25 protein-coding genes are annotated in these 15,615 nt (G+C 60.9%); 13 read left to right on the top strand and 12 right to left on the bottom strand.

The annotated features are described in order from the left end of the window. From DOM36_RS19510 to DOM36_RS19470, 9 genes are all read left to right on the top strand, one after another. On the top strand, positions 1-231 hold a 231-nt coding region (locus DOM36_RS19510), incomplete at its 5' end, for a hypothetical protein (RefSeq protein ID WP_157958697.1). After that, positions 228-1,679, top strand: coding sequence for a hypothetical protein (locus tag DOM36_RS19505; protein ID WP_110644123.1), 1,452 nt, complete (start codon positions 228-230; stop codon positions 1,677-1,679). The genes DOM36_RS19510 and DOM36_RS19505, both read left to right, overlap by 4 nt. Before the next feature lie 3 nt (positions 1,680-1,682). Further along, positions 1,683-2,558 (top strand): hypothetical protein, encoded by an 876-nt coding sequence (locus tag DOM36_RS19500; RefSeq protein ID WP_110644122.1) that lies wholly within the window; start codon positions 1,683-1,685, stop codon positions 2,556-2,558. Further along, entirely contained in the window at positions 2,558-3,727 is a 1,170-nt protein-coding gene (locus tag DOM36_RS19495) for a hypothetical protein (RefSeq protein ID WP_110644121.1), read from the top strand. The genes DOM36_RS19500 and DOM36_RS19495 overlap by 1 nt, the downstream gene beginning before the upstream one ends. Then, the gene (locus DOM36_RS19490) at positions 3,724-4,056 is read left to right on the top strand and encodes a hypothetical protein (RefSeq protein ID WP_110644120.1); all 333 of its coding nucleotides are present in this window, start codon (positions 3,724-3,726) and stop codon (positions 4,054-4,056) included. The genes DOM36_RS19495 and DOM36_RS19490 overlap by 4 nt, the downstream gene beginning before the upstream one ends. Beyond that, positions 4,056-4,382 carry a hypothetical protein gene (locus tag DOM36_RS19485; protein ID WP_110644119.1) on the top strand — a complete coding sequence of 109 codons (327 nt, stop codon included), beginning with the start codon at positions 4,056-4,058 and terminating at the stop codon, positions 4,380-4,382. The genes DOM36_RS19490 and DOM36_RS19485 overlap by 1 nt, the downstream gene beginning before the upstream one ends. Positions 4,383-4,407: 25 nt before the next feature. Then, positions 4,408-4,653, top strand: coding sequence for a hypothetical protein (locus DOM36_RS19480; protein ID WP_157958696.1), 246 nt, complete (start codon positions 4,408-4,410; stop codon positions 4,651-4,653). A 169-nt stretch (positions 4,654-4,822) separates the two neighbouring features. Continuing rightward, positions 4,823-5,017 (top strand): Com family DNA-binding transcriptional regulator, encoded by a 195-nt coding sequence (locus DOM36_RS19475; protein ID WP_110644117.1) that lies wholly within the window; start codon positions 4,823-4,825, stop codon positions 5,015-5,017. Continuing rightward, positions 4,968-5,747, top strand: a complete 780-nt coding sequence (locus DOM36_RS19470; protein WP_110644116.1) for a DNA adenine methylase — start codon at positions 4,968-4,970, stop codon at positions 5,745-5,747. The genes DOM36_RS19475 and DOM36_RS19470 overlap by 50 nt, the downstream gene beginning before the upstream one ends. Positions 5,748-5,755: 8 nt before the next feature. Here the strand turns inward: DOM36_RS19470 and DOM36_RS19465 are convergent, their stop codons facing one another. Then, on the bottom strand, positions 5,756-6,067 hold the full coding sequence (locus DOM36_RS19465; RefSeq protein WP_157958695.1) for a hypothetical protein: 312 nt from the start codon (positions 6,065-6,067) through the stop codon (positions 5,756-5,758). 298 nt (positions 6,068-6,365) lie between these two features. Between DOM36_RS19465 and DOM36_RS19460 the strand changes: the two genes are divergently transcribed. The 4 genes from DOM36_RS19460 (at position 6,366) to DOM36_RS19445 (ending at position 8,996) form a co-directional block, all read left to right on the top strand. Further along, entirely contained in the window at positions 6,366-6,602 is a 237-nt protein-coding gene (locus DOM36_RS19460; RefSeq protein WP_110644114.1) for a hypothetical protein, read from the top strand. 236 nt (positions 6,603-6,838) lie between these two features. Beyond that, complete coding sequence (locus DOM36_RS19455; RefSeq protein ID WP_110644113.1) at positions 6,839-7,795, top strand: plasmid replication protein repA; 957 nt, start codon at positions 6,839-6,841, stop codon at positions 7,793-7,795. A 531-nt stretch (positions 7,796-8,326) separates the two neighbouring features. Beyond that, complete coding sequence (locus DOM36_RS19450) at positions 8,327-8,581, top strand: hypothetical protein (RefSeq protein WP_157958694.1); 255 nt, start codon at positions 8,327-8,329, stop codon at positions 8,579-8,581. 61 nt (positions 8,582-8,642) lie between these two features. Beyond that, positions 8,643-8,996 (top strand): hypothetical protein, encoded by a 354-nt coding sequence (locus DOM36_RS19445; RefSeq protein ID WP_110644111.1) that lies wholly within the window; start codon positions 8,643-8,645, stop codon positions 8,994-8,996. Positions 8,997-9,042: 46 nt separating this feature from the next. Here the strand turns inward: DOM36_RS19445 and DOM36_RS19440 are convergent, their stop codons facing one another. The 11 genes from DOM36_RS19440 to DOM36_RS19395 form a co-directional block, all read right to left on the bottom strand. Continuing rightward, on the bottom strand, positions 9,043-9,675 hold the full coding sequence (locus DOM36_RS19440; protein WP_110644110.1) for a recombinase family protein: 633 nt from the start codon (positions 9,673-9,675) through the stop codon (positions 9,043-9,045). A 1,541-nt stretch (positions 9,676-11,216) separates the two neighbouring features. Beyond that, the gene (locus DOM36_RS19435) at positions 11,217-11,417 is read right to left on the bottom strand and encodes a hypothetical protein (protein WP_110644109.1); all 201 of its coding nucleotides are present in this window, start codon (positions 11,415-11,417) and stop codon (positions 11,217-11,219) included. 15 nt (positions 11,418-11,432) lie between these two features. Continuing rightward, positions 11,433-11,576, bottom strand: a complete 144-nt coding sequence (locus DOM36_RS20195; protein WP_157958693.1) for a hypothetical protein — start codon at positions 11,574-11,576, stop codon at positions 11,433-11,435. Positions 11,577-11,644: 68 nt separating this feature from the next. Then, complete coding sequence (locus DOM36_RS19430) at positions 11,645-11,884, bottom strand: hypothetical protein (RefSeq protein WP_110644108.1); 240 nt, start codon at positions 11,882-11,884, stop codon at positions 11,645-11,647. Further along, positions 11,884-12,123 carry a hypothetical protein gene (locus DOM36_RS19425; protein WP_110644107.1) on the bottom strand — a complete coding sequence of 80 codons (240 nt, stop codon included), beginning with the start codon at positions 12,121-12,123 and terminating at the stop codon, positions 11,884-11,886. The genes DOM36_RS19430 and DOM36_RS19425 overlap by 1 nt, the downstream gene beginning before the upstream one ends. 58 nt (positions 12,124-12,181) lie before the next feature. Beyond that, positions 12,182-12,826: a ParA family protein gene (locus DOM36_RS19420; protein ID WP_110644106.1), complete on the bottom strand. Its 645-nt coding sequence runs from the start codon at positions 12,824-12,826 to the stop codon at positions 12,182-12,184. Between the two features lie 180 nt (positions 12,827-13,006). Next, complete coding sequence (locus DOM36_RS19415) at positions 13,007-13,267, bottom strand: hypothetical protein (RefSeq protein WP_110644105.1); 261 nt, start codon at positions 13,265-13,267, stop codon at positions 13,007-13,009. Positions 13,268-13,720: 453 nt separating this feature from the next. Next, positions 13,721-13,945 carry a hypothetical protein gene (locus DOM36_RS19410; RefSeq protein WP_110644104.1) on the bottom strand — a complete coding sequence of 75 codons (225 nt, stop codon included), beginning with the start codon at positions 13,943-13,945 and terminating at the stop codon, positions 13,721-13,723. Position 13,946: 1 nt separating this feature from the next. Then, positions 13,947-14,195 carry a hypothetical protein gene (locus DOM36_RS19405; protein ID WP_110644103.1) on the bottom strand — a complete coding sequence of 83 codons (249 nt, stop codon included), beginning with the start codon at positions 14,193-14,195 and terminating at the stop codon, positions 13,947-13,949. After that, entirely contained in the window at positions 14,192-14,446 is a 255-nt protein-coding gene (locus DOM36_RS19400) for a hypothetical protein (protein ID WP_110644102.1), read from the bottom strand. The genes DOM36_RS19405 and DOM36_RS19400 overlap by 4 nt, the downstream gene beginning before the upstream one ends. Beyond that, entirely contained in the window at positions 14,443-15,609 is a 1,167-nt protein-coding gene (locus DOM36_RS19395; RefSeq protein WP_348626415.1) for a recombination-associated protein RdgC, read from the bottom strand. The genes DOM36_RS19400 and DOM36_RS19395 overlap by 4 nt, the downstream gene beginning before the upstream one ends. Positions 15,610-15,615: the final 6 nt, after the last annotated feature.

Raw genomic sequence — 15,615 nt, 5'->3', positions numbered from 1 at the left:
CCGCCGCCGGCGATGGGTGGTGAGAACACCCAGCTCGAGCGGCTGCTGCGCGACAACAACCGGTTGATGCAGCAGAACGCCGAGCTGCTACGTCAGATCGAGCAGCACGGCGCGGCCGGCGTGCGCGTAAGTGCGGAAGGGCATCGCCGGCAGATCGCCGCGACCGAGCAGGGCAATCGCTCGCTTGACCGCCTGGAGTCCGACAACCGATTGGAGAAAGCCCGCGCATGACGTGGACACTGCAAGTGGACGCCCTCGACCCCGGGGGCGATTCCGTGACGTTGCGTTATTCGTTGGGGCGTTACGACGATCCCGACGATAATGCTTTCGACCCCCGCATCGATCAGCCCGGTCTCTTTCGAGCCGGGCTTTTTGCTGGGTCGCTGATCAGTGGCGATCGCTCGAGCTACGGAGAAACGACGCTGGTCAATGCCGACGGCGGCCTCGATCACCTGGTCGATTACGCCGTCGACGGGCGAGCGGCCACGTTGTGCCATGGCGTCGGCGATGCACGCGTCACCGCGCTACGGGGCACCGTGGCGCGGCTGTCGTTCGAGTCCGGTTCCGTGTCGGTCGTTCTTCGTGGCCCACTCGAGCCATTGCAGACACCGCATCCGCAGGCGACCTATACCGGCGGCAACGTCCTGCCGGATGGGTTGGAAGGTGTGGAAGACGACATCGCCGGGCAGGCCAAACCGCTGTTGTTCGGCGAGGTGGCCAACGCCACGCCGGTGACGGTCAACACCGCGCGGCTGATCTATCAGATCTCCGATCGCGACGACTGTGAGGTGGCTGCCGTCTACGACAACGGCGCCGAGCTGTCCCAGGGTGCCGCCTATAGCTCGCTGGATGCATTGCAGGTCGACGCACCAGCGGCCGGCGAATGGCGCGCCTATGGCGGCTACGTTCGCCTGGGGGCGTCTCCGTCGGGAACGGTCACGGTCGATGCGACGACGAGTGCGCCCGATGCCGGGGACGTGTTCGAGACGATAGCCGGCGATCGCGGCTGGCGTGTCAGCGCTGACGACGTCGCGGATCTCAATACGCTGGGCGCGGTGCGGGTCTACGTCACCTCGTCGACCGATACGCTGGATCTGCTGGACAACCTGGCGATCTCGGTGGGCGGGTATCTCAACGTCGAGCCCGATGGCACCTTGCGCTGTCGGCGGCTCGAGGCTCCGACAGCTCCCGTCGATACGCTCGAGGATTACGCAATCCTCGATATCAAACGTAGCGCCACCGGCGCCGGCGACAACGGTTTGCCGGTCGGCCGGGTGACGATCAATGCGGATCGCATAGAGACGGTGCAGCGAGACGTGGCCGGCAGCGTCGACGACGCGCGCCGCGCTCGTCTCTCCCTGCAAACACGCCAAGCTGTCGTCGAGCGTGCCGAGACGTTGGCGCGTCATCCGTTGGCGGGCTCGCTCACGATCGATAGCGCGCTGGCCTCACGCGGTAGCGCCGAGCAGGTGGCCAGCGACCTGGTCGCGGTGCTGGGCGTGCGTCGTGACATCGTCACGATAACCGCCCGGGTCGATGATCTCGGCGCCATCGCCGTGGGGCAGTGCCTCACGGTGAAAACGCCGCGCCTGGGCTACGGCGTCGGCCGTGTGATGCGGGTGGTCGGTTATCGGCTCGATGCTCAAAAGGGTGCGATCGAGGTCAATTTATGGGGGTGATCGATGGCGCTTGATCCGAAACGTGTAGTGCTTGGCTGGCCGAACTACATCGACGACGTCACGGTCAGCGGCGGCGATTACGTCGAGACGCTGCCGCTGGCCAATGTTCAGGACCGGCGCTTTTCGGTGGTAGCCAAGACCAACGGCCTGGACCCGACGGCGACACAGTTCGTGATGACGTTTCCCCAACGCCGGCCGGTGGCGGTGGTGGCCATTCCCGCGCACAACATGAGTTCCAGCGCATTGGTGCGGGTGCGGGTCTACCGCGACCAGGACGGGAACGACCTGGTGTGGGACAGCGGCAAGCGCGATGTCTGGCCAATCGTCTACGGCATCGCCGATGTGATCTGGGGTAACGACAACTTCTGGAACCGACGGATGCAGGAGGGCACGCGCCGCAGTTATACGCCGCTGCTGACCGTGTTCATGGATGACGCCCAGATCGCCGGGCGCATCCACGTCGAGCTATTCGACGAGGCCAATCTCGAGGGCTCGCTGACGCTCGGGCGGGTGTTCGTCAGCGATGTCTGGCAGCCGCATTACAACATCAGCCTGGGCCCGCAGTACGGCTATGACAGCGGCACCGAAGTGACCACCGCGAAGGACCAGAGCCGAACCGAGTATTTCGAGCGCTTCACCCCCAAGCGAACGGTGCAAATGTCGCTCGACTGGCTGTCCGAGTCCGAGGCGTTCCTGCGCATCCACCGGCTGCAGCGTACCCAGGACATCGTCGGGGAAATCCTGTTCGTGCAGAGCGTGAAGCCGAGCCCCATCGAGTTCGCGCGGACGATGATCGCCCGGCAGCAGTCGCTCGATCCGCTCTCGCACCCCTATCAGCTGACCTATACCAATCAGCTCAATCTGCTGGAGATCCTGTAATGGCAGAAGTCACATTCCCCGCCGAGTACGGCGGCGACGGCAATACCTATACCGACGACGCCGACCCGAATACCGGGCTCGACGGCGTCGGCTACATGACACGATTTGTGCCGTGCCTGGTGGGCGCGGTGAAGATGGCCGCGTTCTCGAAAGGCCAGGCCGACGCCGCCGGGCAGTTCGCCGCGACGTGCGAGGAATTGCGTAACGAGGCGGCACAGTCGAAGGAAGCTTCGGCGAGCAGTGCCGGCAAGGCTGCAGCGAACAAGCTGGCCACCGACGAGGCGCTGGCAGAAGCCCGGGACCGGATCGGTACCAGCCAGGAACTGGCCCAAGCCCGCGACACCGCCCAACAGAACGCCACCGCGACCGGGCAGGATCGGCAGGCGGTCGCTGCCGACCGCCTGCAGACCGGCAAGGACCGAGCCGCGACTAAGGCCGATGCCGAAGCCACGGCCGCCGACCGTGATCAGACCGGCGAAGATCGCACCGCAGCAACTGCAGCTGCCGAAGCTACCGCCGCCGACCGGCAGCAGACCGGCCAAGATAGAACTGCAGCAACTGCAGCCGCCGAGGCGACGGCTGCCGATCGTCAGCAGACCGGCGAGGATCGCGAAGCAACCGGAAGCGACCGCCAAGCAGCCGAGACCGCCGCAGCCAGCGTCGATGCCGACAAGATAATGCATGCGAAGGGCTCGGGCCTGCCGAATGAGGTGGGCACTGCTGCATTGCGTGATGTTGCCGGTACTGGTGAGGTTTACGCGAGAGGTGGCATCGTTGGCACGGTAGAAGATACCGGTGGTGTGCCAAGCGGCGCGATTATTGAGAATGGCGAAAACGCGAACGGGCGATATACCAAGTTCGCTAACGGGACGTTGATATGTGAGTCGATCGTAGGCATTGGCTCTTCAGCGCCTTACCAAGGTATTTATATCAGCTCTACTGCAAATCAGGAGTGGGGGAATGAGACTGCAACTTGGGTTTTCCCTCATGAGTTCATTGATAACCGAGTCGTCGTTACCGGGACTATCGATTCCGGTGCTGGTGGAACGTGGATACATCCGAGGTCACCGACGCCAACATCAATCTTGATTTATCAATATTCCACGGATGTGCGTGGCGGAACAGGTTATACCTGGTATGTCAAAGCGTCAGGGAGATGGAAGCTATGAAAATCAAACGAATGGCGCAGCGGCCACGAGCCAACCATATCTGCGAGTTCTCTGCACACGGTGATGTGCTCACTGTCACTGTCAATGGCGAGTCCGATAATTTCGACTTCACAGGTTTAACCGATGGCACGTTCACTGATTTCGAATCGAGTATTCTTCCCGTTAATCCATTGATTAGCGCTAAGAAAGCGGACGGCGAACTAGTTGTTGCCGTGTCTAACTGGTATGGGGCGGAGCCAATCCAGGGGCTGGGAGAAACTGAAGAAGAATTCGCAGCCCGTTTGGCCTTCTGGGACCAGCAACGCAAAAATTACGAGGTCGAAATCTAATGGGAACCTTCACGCATACCCCAGCACCGACCGCCGAAGAGCTAGCTGCGCGAGCGATTGCTACTAAGCGCTCGGCCTTCGTTGACGAGCGCGCTGCGAATGTCGCCCAGATCAAGGTGACAACAGCGGCCGGTAATACCTTCGATGGTGATGAAACCAGCCAGAACCGGATGGCACGCTTCGTCGCGATGGCGGACGAGGCTGACACGATCCGCTGGGTGCTCGCCGACAACTCCGTGATTCAGGCCAACAAGGCGGAATTGAAAGAAGCCCTAACGCTGGCGGGAAAGGCCCAGGCGCAACTATGGGTTGAGGCCGATGAATAGAACCAGAGAAAGGCGACTTTGGATCTTGCATGTCATCGACGGCGCCGACGGCAGCCCATGGGATGGTGGCGGCTGGGATATGAACCACGGTTTTGTCATTCGAGCGGAGTCGGAGGACGAGGCGAGGGGGATTGCAGCGCAGGTATTTGGAGACGACAACACAGGCGCTTCCCAAAGCAGCCCGTGGCTCGATAGGCACCTGACGACCTGCGAACCGCTGGATCACGACGGCGAAGCTGGGGTTGTCATGAACGATTACAAGCGGGGCTGAAGGTTCCTTCCAAGCCGCTTAGGAAAGAGAGGAGCGACCGCCCCGGGTGTTTGCCGCACCCGGGGCGGCCCCGAACATGCAGTCCATGCCTGCAAGCCGGCCAGGGCTCCCCGCCTCGCGCGAGGCGAAGCGAGTCTAGGCCAGACGCTGACATAGCAACAGGCTTGACATGGCAATCAATGAAATTCGATGCGGCCGCTGTGACCGCATGCTGGCTCGCGCCGGCGAATTCCAGCTACTCGAAATCAAATGCCCGCGCTGCGGGAATCTACACACTCAGAGGGCCACGAGCCCCGGACCCCGGAGAAACCCTCGTGGCCAAACCTATCATCCCGTGGATGGGCGGCAAGCGCCGTCTCGCTAAGCGTATTACTCGGCTCATGCCGCCCCACCGCTGCTACGTCGAACCGTTCGCCGGCGGCGCCGCGCTGTTCTTCATGCGCGACGAGCCGGCGCCGGTCGAGGTTATCAACGACGTCAACGGCGACCTGGTCAATCTCTATCGCGTCGTGCAGAACCATCTCGAAGAGTTCGTGCGTCAGTTCAAGTGGGCGCTGACGTCGCGGCAGATCTTCGAATGGCAGAAGACGACGCGCCCGGAGACGCTGACGGACATTCAGCGCGCGGCCAGATTCTATTACCTGCAGCGGCTGACGTTCGGCGCCAAGCCGGGCGGCTACACGTTCGGCACGAAGACGACTAGCGGCCCCGGGCTCAACCTGCTGCGGCTCGAAGAAACGTTGTCAGAGGCGCATCTGCGGCTTTCTCAGACGTTCATCGAACACCTGACCTGGCAAGCCTGCGTCGAGCGCTACGATCGCCCTCATACGCTGTTCTACATGGACCCGCCCTACCTCGACACCGCGGGCTATGGCGTGGAGTTTGGCATCGAACAGTACGAGCAGCTGGCGGAGACGATCGGCAGGATCGAGGGACGAGCGATCGTCAGTCTCAACGATCACCCCGAGGTGCGGCGGATCTTCGCCGGCTTCCATATCGAGTCGGCCGATATCCGCTACACCGTCGGTGGTGGCGCCAGCGGCGGCAAAGCGGCGCGGGAAGTACTGATCTGCAACTGGGCGGTAGACGCCTAGCGCTCGCGCTACTCGGGTATATGCGTCGCACCGGTGATCAGATCCATTCGGCGTGGGCCCCACTCGACCTCGGCGGCCGCTGGACGCCAGAAAAGGTAACGGATCTGCGCCCGGCCTGGGTTGAGCAGAAGGTGAGCGGGCGTGTCGAGCGTCATGATGTCGTCGCGAGACAGCGTGTCTATGCGGCACCGCCCGCTGTAGACGTACTGGGCATGGGTGGCGTGGTACTCGATCCAGATGCCCGTCGGCGGGGGCCCTTCGTTCCATCCCCGATCGCGTCGATTCTGCGCCCACCGCTCAAGCGCCGGTCGGTAGTTCATACGATTGTCCTCGAGATGCCCATTTTGGGCGGTTCGGTGACAGAGATCCCCGCGCGATCGTGCAATCATATCCATCATGGATCTAGAAAAACCCGCGTTCTCAGTAGGTTGTGGCTTTGAAAAGCTGCGATAGCGTGGGCTCGTCGGCCAGGATGATCACCCGTTCGTGCCATATCTCGATGGCGCTACGGCTGTTAGCCTGTATAAATTACTGTTTAAATGTACAGTAAAATAGGCCGATAACAATCGGCTCTCTCACCCCGTGAGGGGCTACCAACAGAGATAGGAGGCAGTGCGTATGGGTAACGTGGAAAAGTGGCGTGGCAGCAATCCTTTAGTGCGCGAGTCATCGCGTGATACTCTCGCGGAGATTCGACACCAGATCGCCTACCTTGGTTTGAGCGAAGACCGCGACCACCCCGGTTACTCTCACGGGCTACAAATGGTCGACGAGGCTATCCCTTGTTTGGTCCAGCAAGTCGCTGACGAGATGGGTGTCGATCAAAAATTCCTGTCACAAAACGTGTCAAAATGACTTTTGTGGTGTTAGACTGAGGCCAGACGCAAGCGCGGAAAGAGATATAAAAGGTAGGAAATTCAACAATTTAGGCTGCACAAAAAGAAAACGCCGCCCGGCAAGGCAGCGTTTTCGGATGTTCGTCGCAGCAGAGGCACTGGAGAACTCGACAAGCTCAGTGTATCTGCTGCCCGGACGATGGGCAAGCCTTGGCCAAATTTGGAGCCAGGCGGATCATGGGGTCAGCAGGACACATGCCGCATTTCGCCCTTCGATGGGGCAAAGCGGCGTACCTCCATCCAGGTAAGTGGTGGGGTACAGGCAACCGGTGCGGGCACGACCCGCAAAAAGGCGAGTTCGATAGGCTCAACCGGCCGACGACGCAGCGCGAGCTGCCGAAGGCCCAACAAAAGCTGCTCGAGCTGGTCCAGCGCTATTACGAGTCGCCGGCGATGCTGCCGACGCTCTCAAATCTTAACGGGCGCAAAAACCTCGACGGCAATCCTCGCAGCAACCGCAGTGAAGCCCGGGCAGCGGAAAGCCTAGTGCTATCCGCGATCGTCCAGTTCCTCGATTTTGCCTCTCTGCGCGTGGGCACGCCCAAGCCTGATGGCACGTTCAAGCCGCGCTCCTGCGGTGAGCTGGCCAAGGTTGCCGGGCTGCTCGATCCTAAATGCGACCCCAGCTATCCGCAGCCGTCTGAACGATTCTGGCGCGCCTGGCGCCGACTCAAGATCGCCGGCGCGTTTACCGTTCACCAGATTGCCGAAAAGCGGCCAGACGGCAGCACGCGTGCCCGACCCGCTATCAAGCACATCAATCAGGATTTTCTCGTCGCGCTGGGCATCGGCTACGGCAAGCTGAAAGAGATGCGAGACTGGGCCAGCCGCTCGATAAAGCGAGCGAAGAAACGCTTCGCCGAGCAGTTCCCCGGCGAGGGCGACGCGAAGAAGGCCCGCGCTAACCTGGTCACCGGCAAGATCGCCGGCGGTGGCAATCGGTCATACATGCCGAAAGAGCGCCGCGGCCCGCGCGATACGCCGGACGTGAACCCGGAGAAGCAACGCCAGCGCGAGTACAGCTTGATGGTCAACCGCTGGACAGCCGAGGTAGCGCAGAACAACCCCAACGCCTCGCCGCGTGAGATCCGCGATCTGGTCAATAAGAAGTACCCGCCGTACCAGGTCTGGCGCGATCAGCAAAACGAGTAGCACCACTCCCTGCCCCGCCTTCCTGACCCGGCTACGCCGGGCATAGCCCGTTCCCTAACGGCCGGATTTTCGCACCGTCACTTCCCGATCGGCCGCTTTTGCCTCCATTCGCGTGCCATCTCCTCCCCGAATCCCGTCGGCCAGCATCTATGTCGGGAGACCAACAAAATTAAGTGATTTGGTAATGACATTAAGTCTGGCCGTTTAGAAATTACCTGCCCATCGTTATTACGTAGTTTCTTATGAAAAACCGTAGTTAGGTCTACCACCCAGTGCCTGGGTGTTATCCCCAAAGACATTTAAAATGCCTCGACAAGTCGAGATCCTGACGCCCGTGCTTGCGCACGGTTGCCCCGAAGGGGCTACGCCCCTCTGGACACCCCTAGTGCTGCAATAGGAAGAGTCGAGATATGCCCTTTGTCCAGCGCCTGCGGCGCGTTACGGCGCGAAAGAATGGACAACCCTACCCAATGAGCGGTGGGCGCCTTTCATGGCGCTACGCGCCATCACTGCAACCCGTACAATATGGCCATGATCGATACCAGCCGACACTTTGCCGCCGAAGCCTGCCCCTTATGCCATGGCCAGGGAACGCTGGCGGGCGTATTCCATCGCCTGCATTGCGAACATTGCGCTGGCGTCGGCTATTTGCAGGTGGCTACCGGTCAGCCCGTGGATCTGCGGGCCGCGAAGCTGCTGCGACGGCCGTCGCGATCGGCTGCTGGTGGGCACGTCGAAACGACGCCAGACACTTGGCAGCTGGTGAACCACTTTCGCGGCGACTGATTGCGTGACATATTCACGTTTACCGGCGAAAATGGTGTGACATTGTCACGGAGATTACGGCATGCCCCGCGAACGCTATTCGAGTATCGCCCCGGAGGAAGTCGAGATGTGGCTGGGCGCGTTGATCGGTGCGGCGATAGATCCCACTAATCACACGCTGAACCTAGGCCGGAGTGCCGAGCTGCTGAATCAGCGGATGCGGGAAAGTGGCATCGAGTTCACGCCGAAGCGTGGCCGTGATGGGATCTCGCAGCTGCTGGCGCTGGCCGGCGACTTCGTGAACTATCCGGATGACCACACGGCGGCCAGGCGCGCCGAGCTGCTGGCGGAATGGTGCAAGCTGTGGCTGCAGCCAGACGACTGGACGCGGATCAGCGCGAAGATTCGCAAGCGGCGACAGCGGGCCGCGTCGTAACGCTATAACGGTTTAACGCTATAACGCACAATATAGCGATATTTGGCTATGGCCCGTCGCGCTTCACGTCTTTGACGGTGCTGGTGCTGCAGCCGATGAAGCTGGCCACGTCTCGAATCGAGTAGCTCCGGCCGTCGGCGTGCGTGGATTGGAGCAGCGCGGCGATGCGTCGGCGCTTCGGCATGTCCTTTTGCCTGCCCTGGTACTTCCCTTCCGCTTTGGCCTTCTCGATCCCCTGCCGCTGTCGGTGGCGGCGATCCTCGTAATCCTTCCGCGCGATCGCGGCGAGCATGTCCAACATCATGTCATTGATGGCATCGAGCATTCTCGCGGTGAACTCGTCTGCAGCGCTGGGCGCCATTGCCTGGTGACTGGTGGGTAGATCCAGCGCAACGATGCGTAGCCCTTTGGCGTCTAGCTCTGCGCGCTGTCGGCGCCAATCTTCACGACCCAGGCGGGAAAGCCTGTCGATACTCTCGACCAGGATGATGTCGCCGTGGTGGGCGTCCTCGAGTAGCCGACGAAGCTCGGCGCGATCGGCGATGGCGCCGGAAGCGTTCTCGCCGTACCAACTTGCGATTGGCTGGGCATGCTCAGCGGCGAATGCGACGAGCTGCTGGCGGGCGCGCTGGGCGTCCTGCTCAGGGGTGCTGGCTCGGAGATAGGCGCGAACGAACATTTGCCACCTGCTGGGGCGATATGGGTAGCTGTTTATGCTGTGGGGCGTTTTGAGTTGGCGCAAGCGGTTTTTATGGTACCGAAGCGACTAGGCCAGGGTGGTTGGCTGGGGTGTACCCAAAAAACACACCAGGAAACGAAAAAGCCCGCCCGAGCGAACCCGGGCGGGACAATTCCTAGCGATAGTATGCTTTCACTGTGTAGTACAAGCTAGTTGCACTGATCGCCAGCGATAGACAGGTAATGAATGTAACCATATCTACGACTCCTTATCATTGGAGTCGCCCGATCGCCTCTTACTGGCCTATAGAGGGTCACAGTCAGCTTGTATCACCGAGCTGAACCCGAAGGCACGACGCGTTGCAGGGCCATCACACAGTGCCAGCCGGAGCTACCCGGGGTGATGGAGTGATACTGAGGCCATTCTAGGTAGCCTCAGTGAAACCGGAAAAAGCCACGTCGAACCTTCGAGTTGTAAGCGCTCGGTAACCGCGCCGCGTCAGGATAAACGGTCATTCGGCGCCTGTCGATGCTGCGCCCACACGAGTATTACTCTTGCATGCGTACTATTTTTAATCCAAAATACCTCTATCACCGAGCTGAACCCGTGCCCCCTGCTGCTAACAGGTGGCGCAAAAAAACCCGCCCTGCTAAGGCGGGTTTTGTCTTTTTGGTCTAGCAAAAGAAGAAGCCCGGCACGTGGCCGGGCTTGATTCAATCGCGGAAGCAGGATTTGGCGGAGAAATACAAACTCGCCACACCGACCGCGAGAGATAGGAGCCCGATCCAGTCGATCATACTCCCTCCCGTTATCAGCAGGCCCTAGCGTCACCTCTGGCTCAGGTGCCGCACGGCGTTGGAAATGGCCTTCGGGCTTGCGGTTTCTGTTCCCCATTACGCTAAACCAGACAGGTGGCAGCCTGCGGCTAGGGGGTACTGGGTCAAAGATACGTCGCAGCACTCTAATTTGAAAGCGCTTTTTGGTACCTAAAAAACAACCACCTAGCGTGTGATGTTTGGTTTATCCCAACAAAACCCCAACAATGTTTGCCTTCTCCTCTTGGTTGAATCAAAATCAAAAAACGTTGGAAATGGCCTTCGGGCTATGCAGACAGAGATGGCAGTCTCTTCCTGCTTCAAATGCCCGCCTACCTAGGCGGGCATTTTTGTTCCCGCTTTCTATAGTGCTTATCGTCCCGTCACGACGTCATGATCGGCAAGCGCTGAGCCTACGTTTTCGCCTGCATTTTTCCCGTGCCAGGTATTGATGACCCAATTATATCTGGCCATCCTGGCAGGTCGGCAATGCACGGGGAACTTTGAACGCAGCCACCAGGTCGAGACAGGCGCCGCCGGCGGTTGCGAGTGGCATCAGGAAGGTCACGCCCGGTCTGTTCTTTGGTCACTACCTGGGGCGTTAGACTGCCCAGCATCTTATACCGTTACCGAAGCTGCTTGCTTACCACCCAGGTCATCTAACCTGACTGATTCCGCCGATGGAAACGAAAACGGGCCGCTCGATGGCGGCCCGAATCTGTTCCCTTAACCAGCGTTATGTTTCGATTCCTCCAGGTCGCGCTCGCATTGGGCGACCTTATCGCGCAAGGACTGCTGATGCCTCTCGCGTCGCTGTTCTTGGGCATCACTACCGTCTTCGCGCTTGGCGTCGCGCTCCAGTTCGTTTAATAGGTCAGCCTTTGCTGAAGCCAGGGCAGCCTCGGCGTGTTCGATAGATTTGCTCATTTGATCTCCTGTGTATTACCTGGCGCGGAATATCGGATCTAGCGCGGCTCGCGTGAGCGGGCAGCAACGCTCGAGTAGCGCCTGCAGCTGATCGATCGGCAGCTGGAGGATCTGCGTTATCGGGGTGCGTGCGATGATGCTATAGTCGGTATCTGACATGATGCTTTCCAATCCCATGGTGGTTTTCGTGTCGCGGCCGTCGGGTGGTGAGAGACCCGGCGGCCACTTCACTCCTGCGCTATATAGACGGTCAGACCCAGTATTGGATCGACCTCGATTCCCAGTCTTTCCTCCCTAGCCAGCTCCAGCCATTCGAAAGCGATCTGTTCCTCGCTTTGCGTCTGGTATTCGTCGCCAGCCTGGCGCCGCCGGTTGTCGATAGCTTCCATCCACTGGCCGCGATTGACTACGCCGTTGAACGATTGCACCAGCTGATCGACGGCGACGCGGTAGGCGATCGAATCCATCAGCCGCCCTTCTCTCTCAGGCTCTTGTCGACGGCTTCCATCATGAAGTCGACCATGTCGATGTTGTGCTCGACGCAGAACACTTTAAGGCGGCGCTTCCATTCCGGCGGTACGCGGGTATTGAAGGTGGTCTTCTCACCGTCAGCGGGCTGGCTGGTGTTGCTGGCCACGGCCGGGGTGTCGTTCAGCGTCGGCGGTGCGCCCTTCCCTCTTGCGGGCTTTTTGCTCGGTCCTGCCATTGGTCTATCTCCTATGCGGTATTGCGTCACAGCGTTCTATGACGATTGCGTTATAGCGTTACGCCGTGAGCTTTTCGAATCGGTCGATGATTGCCTGGATGACCTGGTCGGCTTTCGCACGCGGCCCGGCGTGCTGGGATTCGGTGATCGACTGGCCAATGTCCTGCGCCTGCCGTAACGATGTCTTCTCGGGGATCTGTCCGTCGAGTATCAGGTATGGCGTCTCGCCGAGATAGGCGCGAACGTCGCGCAGCTCGGCCTGGCTGTCGCCGCACTTTGATAGCGCGATGGCGATTTTCTCGAGCGGAATGCCGTGCTTCTGGACGAGTGTCGCGGCGAGGATCACGGCCGGCTCGAGATCGTCCAGCGCCAGGCTAGTGGGTATAACGACCAGATCCGCCGCCTGGGCGATCTCGACGGTTGCTTCGCTGGCGTGTGGCGCTGCATCGAACACCAGCAGGTCGTATTGGTCGGCGACCTTGAGCGCCCGGGATACGCTGCCGAACGATTCGACCGCGACATCTGGCTTGATGCCGTTATCCAGGCGGCGCTTTAGCCAGCCGACTGTCGACGACTGCTTCGTGTCCATGTCCGCGATCTTGACGTTCCAGTCATGCGCGGCGAATGACGTCGCGATCGCGCGGGCGATGGTGCTTTTACCTGGTCCGCCTTTCTGGCTGACGACGCCGATGATGTTTCCCATGGTGGCTTTCCTGTCGTGAGAGATTGAAAGCGTTACATAACGCCAGCGTTACAGCGTTACAAGTACAAATTGAGTCTATGCCTAGAGGGGCGGGGATTCAAGTGGTAAAGCGTCAAATAACGCAAGCGTTACAGCGTTACGAATTCGAGGGCATGGCCATCCGTGGCCAGGGTAGGGCGGTCAGTCGTTGGCGGCAGGTGATGAAAGCTCGGCACAGTGGGACGATAGCTGGCGGACGTGGTCGGCCATCATCGCGGAGAGCAGAGCAATGTGCTGGAGCTGGTCGTAGCTGGCCTCGCCGTTCTCGACTGCACGTTGTGCGAGCGCGTCGACGCCGTTGGCCATGGCGAGCGCCTGCTGGCTCTGCAGGTGGATGCGCTGGCGGACGTGCAGCGGCGGCGGTAGATGAGGTGGCGCGGTCAGCGTTGGGGTCATGGTCATGGTGGGCGTTCCTGGTTGCGATGAGCGACCCGGCGAGTGCTTCCAAACACTGGTGACGGATCGTGCGCAGGTTGGAAGACCGGGAGCAACCAGAACCCCGGCGCGCCGTAGCGCCCCACGCACGACCCGTCATAACGGGCGTGCGCGGTTGGCGCCGCGCCCTGGGGCGTGCGCTGGCTGCTATTCAGGCTTCCAAACCTGGCCGCCGATGAGCGACGACGAACGGACATTAGACCCGGGGCCGATGAGCGTCAATGCAACCGGCAGGGGGAACATCGGCAGGGGAGGGCGCTTATTCAGTGTTTCGTATTACGATTGCTTACATAACAACGGCATGCGAGTGGCGGGGCTGGATCCGGCGGCCATGAACGATAGCGGGCACCATCACGGCGCCGCTGTTTGTGTGACAATGTCACGGTTTAGCTGTGTGTCTTTCAGCTATGGCTAGTCCGCTCATTGGGAGCCGCTTGGTGACTCGGTCACCAGGGCCTGTCCTTTGTCACCGATTTGAAGGGCTAGACGCAAATACTGATCGGCATAATCAACACGCCATTGATCGTGCGGATCTTTCTCGGTCTCGAGAAAAATCACTTTCCCCGTCTCGCCCGATGGGTGAGTGAGAGTATCGCCCTCGTGGATTTGGTTTCCTGCATAGTCAGGCCATGGTGCTTTGCGCATATCAGGACTCCTGGTTGAAGTCGGGTCGGGCCAGCTCTGGCCACATGATGTGCCAGTCATGCGGCCGGAGTTGCTTGCGGGTGACGCGCGCGCCCGATGTCGTCTCAGTTCTCACGGCGACCTCGAGCGAGGCGCGCTTATGACCGTAGGCGATCAGGCGCAGATATGAGCGCGTTGTGCCGGTGGCGCGGATGTCTTGCCGGGTGGCCACCTTGAGCCAGTCGAGCAGGGACTGGACGCGGGTGGTCATTCCTCCCCCTCACCATCTTCCAGGCAGTCGTTGCACACGCACTCATCGTTGATCGGCTGGGTGAACGCGACTTCCTCCCACCAATCGCACCGCACGCATCGATCATATCCGTTATCCAGCATCAGCTCGGATATGGCCTCGTCATCGGCGCCGGTATCTGCTTTGCAGTTCATTTCGCCAATGCCCTGGTTGGCGATCGTGTCTATCCAGTCGTCGCGCTCTGCATCGGTCATCTCGTCAAATGGGCTCATGGCGCGGAGCTCCGAGCCGTCACCACCCGCCGCTTGCCGCTGTTGTCCATGGCGGAAACGACGCCAGCGCGCTCGAGATCCTCGATTAACCGAGCGGCGCGGTTGTAGCCGATCTTGAAGCGCCGCTGCAGGGCGCTGATCGATGCGCGTTTCTCACTGAATACGAACGTCGCTGCGTCGGCTAGCAGGGCATCTTCGGCTTCGTTGACGGGCTGGCGGGTCTTGATCGAGACACCTTCCTCGAGCGCGGTCGGCTCGGTGGCCACCGCTTCGCCGCCGAGGGCGTCGATCAGCTGCGCGATCACGTCGCGGAAAACGTCGGTCATGATGGCGAAGTCGGCGTCGACGCGCGCGGCCTCGCTTTCGGTCTCGACACTGGATGCCTGGTCCAGTAACGCATCATCGAACGTCAGCGACTTGATCGCGAGATCGTCGGTCAGGACGAAGCGGGCGCGGCTGTCGTTGCCGATGCTCATCTGCGTGGCCTGGCGGCCGTTCTCGACCAGCGTCTGGACCTCTTCGCTATCGAGATCCACCTGGCGGGCGCGGAATACGCCGTCGTCCTCGGCGGCGCGCAGCTCGACGATGCCGCCCAGGGTGAGCCATTGCGGGCGCGTGCCGGGATCGACGAGCCATTGAGTCATCACGCGGGCTGGCGGCGTCTTGGTGGCCAGCGGGGTGACCTTGAGCGAGCCGAGCGTCTGGCGCAGCAGATCCAGCACCTCTTCGGCGCGCTTGCGGCTGGAGGCGTTGACCGCGATGGTGCCGCGCTGGGTATCCCACCACAGCTCGATGCGCTGGGTGCGGGTGAATGCCTGGGGAAGCAGCTCCTCGAGGACGGCTTCCTTGATCAGCTGCTTTTCGCGGCGGGAGACCGGCTGGCCTTCGGCCTGCTCGCGGGCGGCGCACCGATCGTCGACCTCGTCATTGATCACGGCGGCGGGCAGTAGGCGTTCCTGGCGCAACATGGCCAGCAGATAGTGGCCGTTGATCGCGTGGGCGCGGATCTCGCTGCTGCGGCCGGCGGGCGTCGTCCAGCCGACCCGGCGCGCTTCGCGTGGTGATACCGGGCGGAAAGCGAATTCGGCTAGCGCGGCTTCCAGTTCCTCGACCGCGACCGCCGCCTGGTGGACCTTGTAAAGAATGGCGTATTTGAAAAACATAGGATC

The sequence above is a fragment of the Salinicola sp. CPA57 genome (assembly GCF_003206035.1).
GTDB lineage: Bacteria > Pseudomonadota > Gammaproteobacteria > Pseudomonadales > Halomonadaceae > Salinicola > Salinicola socius.
This window is presented reverse-complemented; position numbering and strand designations above follow the sequence as displayed.

Bases quoted from the DNA above. Each gene is read 5' to 3' on its own strand.
- DOM36_RS19505 (WP_110644123.1), top strand. From the start codon at position 228: ATGACGTGGACACTGCAAGTGGACGCCCTCGACCCCGGGGGCGATTCC.
- DOM36_RS19500 (WP_110644122.1), top strand. From the start codon at position 1,683: ATGGCGCTTGATCCGAAACGTGTAGTGCTTGGCTGGCCGAACTACATC.
- DOM36_RS19495 (WP_110644121.1), top strand. From the start codon at position 2,558: ATGGCAGAAGTCACATTCCCCGCCGAGTACGGCGGCGACGGCAATACC.
- DOM36_RS19490 (WP_110644120.1), top strand. From the start codon at position 3,724: ATGAAAATCAAACGAATGGCGCAGCGGCCACGAGCCAACCATATCTGC.
- DOM36_RS19485 (WP_110644119.1), top strand. From the start codon at position 4,056: ATGGGAACCTTCACGCATACCCCAGCACCGACCGCCGAAGAGCTAGCT.
- DOM36_RS19475 (WP_110644117.1), top strand. From the start codon at position 4,823: ATGGCAATCAATGAAATTCGATGCGGCCGCTGTGACCGCATGCTGGCT.
- DOM36_RS19465 (WP_157958695.1), bottom strand. From the start codon at position 6,067: ATGAACTACCGACCGGCGCTTGAGCGGTGGGCGCAGAATCGACGCGAT.
- DOM36_RS19460 (WP_110644114.1), top strand. From the start codon at position 6,366: ATGGGTAACGTGGAAAAGTGGCGTGGCAGCAATCCTTTAGTGCGCGAG.
- DOM36_RS19455 (WP_110644113.1), top strand. From the start codon at position 6,839: ATGCCGCATTTCGCCCTTCGATGGGGCAAAGCGGCGTACCTCCATCCA.
- DOM36_RS19450 (WP_157958694.1), top strand. From the start codon at position 8,327: ATGATCGATACCAGCCGACACTTTGCCGCCGAAGCCTGCCCCTTATGC.
- DOM36_RS19445 (WP_110644111.1), top strand. From the start codon at position 8,643: ATGCCCCGCGAACGCTATTCGAGTATCGCCCCGGAGGAAGTCGAGATG.
- DOM36_RS19440 (WP_110644110.1), bottom strand. From the start codon at position 9,675: ATGTTCGTTCGCGCCTATCTCCGAGCCAGCACCCCTGAGCAGGACGCC.
- DOM36_RS19435 (WP_110644109.1), bottom strand. From the start codon at position 11,417: ATGAGCAAATCTATCGAACACGCCGAGGCTGCCCTGGCTTCAGCAAAG.
- DOM36_RS20195 (WP_157958693.1), bottom strand. From the start codon at position 11,576: ATGTCAGATACCGACTATAGCATCATCGCACGCACCCCGATAACGCAG.
- DOM36_RS19430 (WP_110644108.1), bottom strand. From the start codon at position 11,884: ATGGATTCGATCGCCTACCGCGTCGCCGTCGATCAGCTGGTGCAATCG.
- DOM36_RS19425 (WP_110644107.1), bottom strand. From the start codon at position 12,123: ATGGCAGGACCGAGCAAAAAGCCCGCAAGAGGGAAGGGCGCACCGCCG.
- DOM36_RS19420 (WP_110644106.1), bottom strand. From the start codon at position 12,826: ATGGGAAACATCATCGGCGTCGTCAGCCAGAAAGGCGGACCAGGTAAA.
- DOM36_RS19415 (WP_110644105.1), bottom strand. From the start codon at position 13,267: ATGACCATGACCCCAACGCTGACCGCGCCACCTCATCTACCGCCGCCG.
- DOM36_RS19410 (WP_110644104.1), bottom strand. From the start codon at position 13,945: ATGCGCAAAGCACCATGGCCTGACTATGCAGGAAACCAAATCCACGAG.
- DOM36_RS19405 (WP_110644103.1), bottom strand. From the start codon at position 14,195: ATGACCACCCGCGTCCAGTCCCTGCTCGACTGGCTCAAGGTGGCCACC.
- DOM36_RS19400 (WP_110644102.1), bottom strand. From the start codon at position 14,446: ATGAGCCCATTTGACGAGATGACCGATGCAGAGCGCGACGACTGGATA.
- DOM36_RS19395 (WP_348626415.1), bottom strand. From the start codon at position 15,609: ATGTTTTTCAAATACGCCATTCTTTACAAGGTCCACCAGGCGGCGGTC.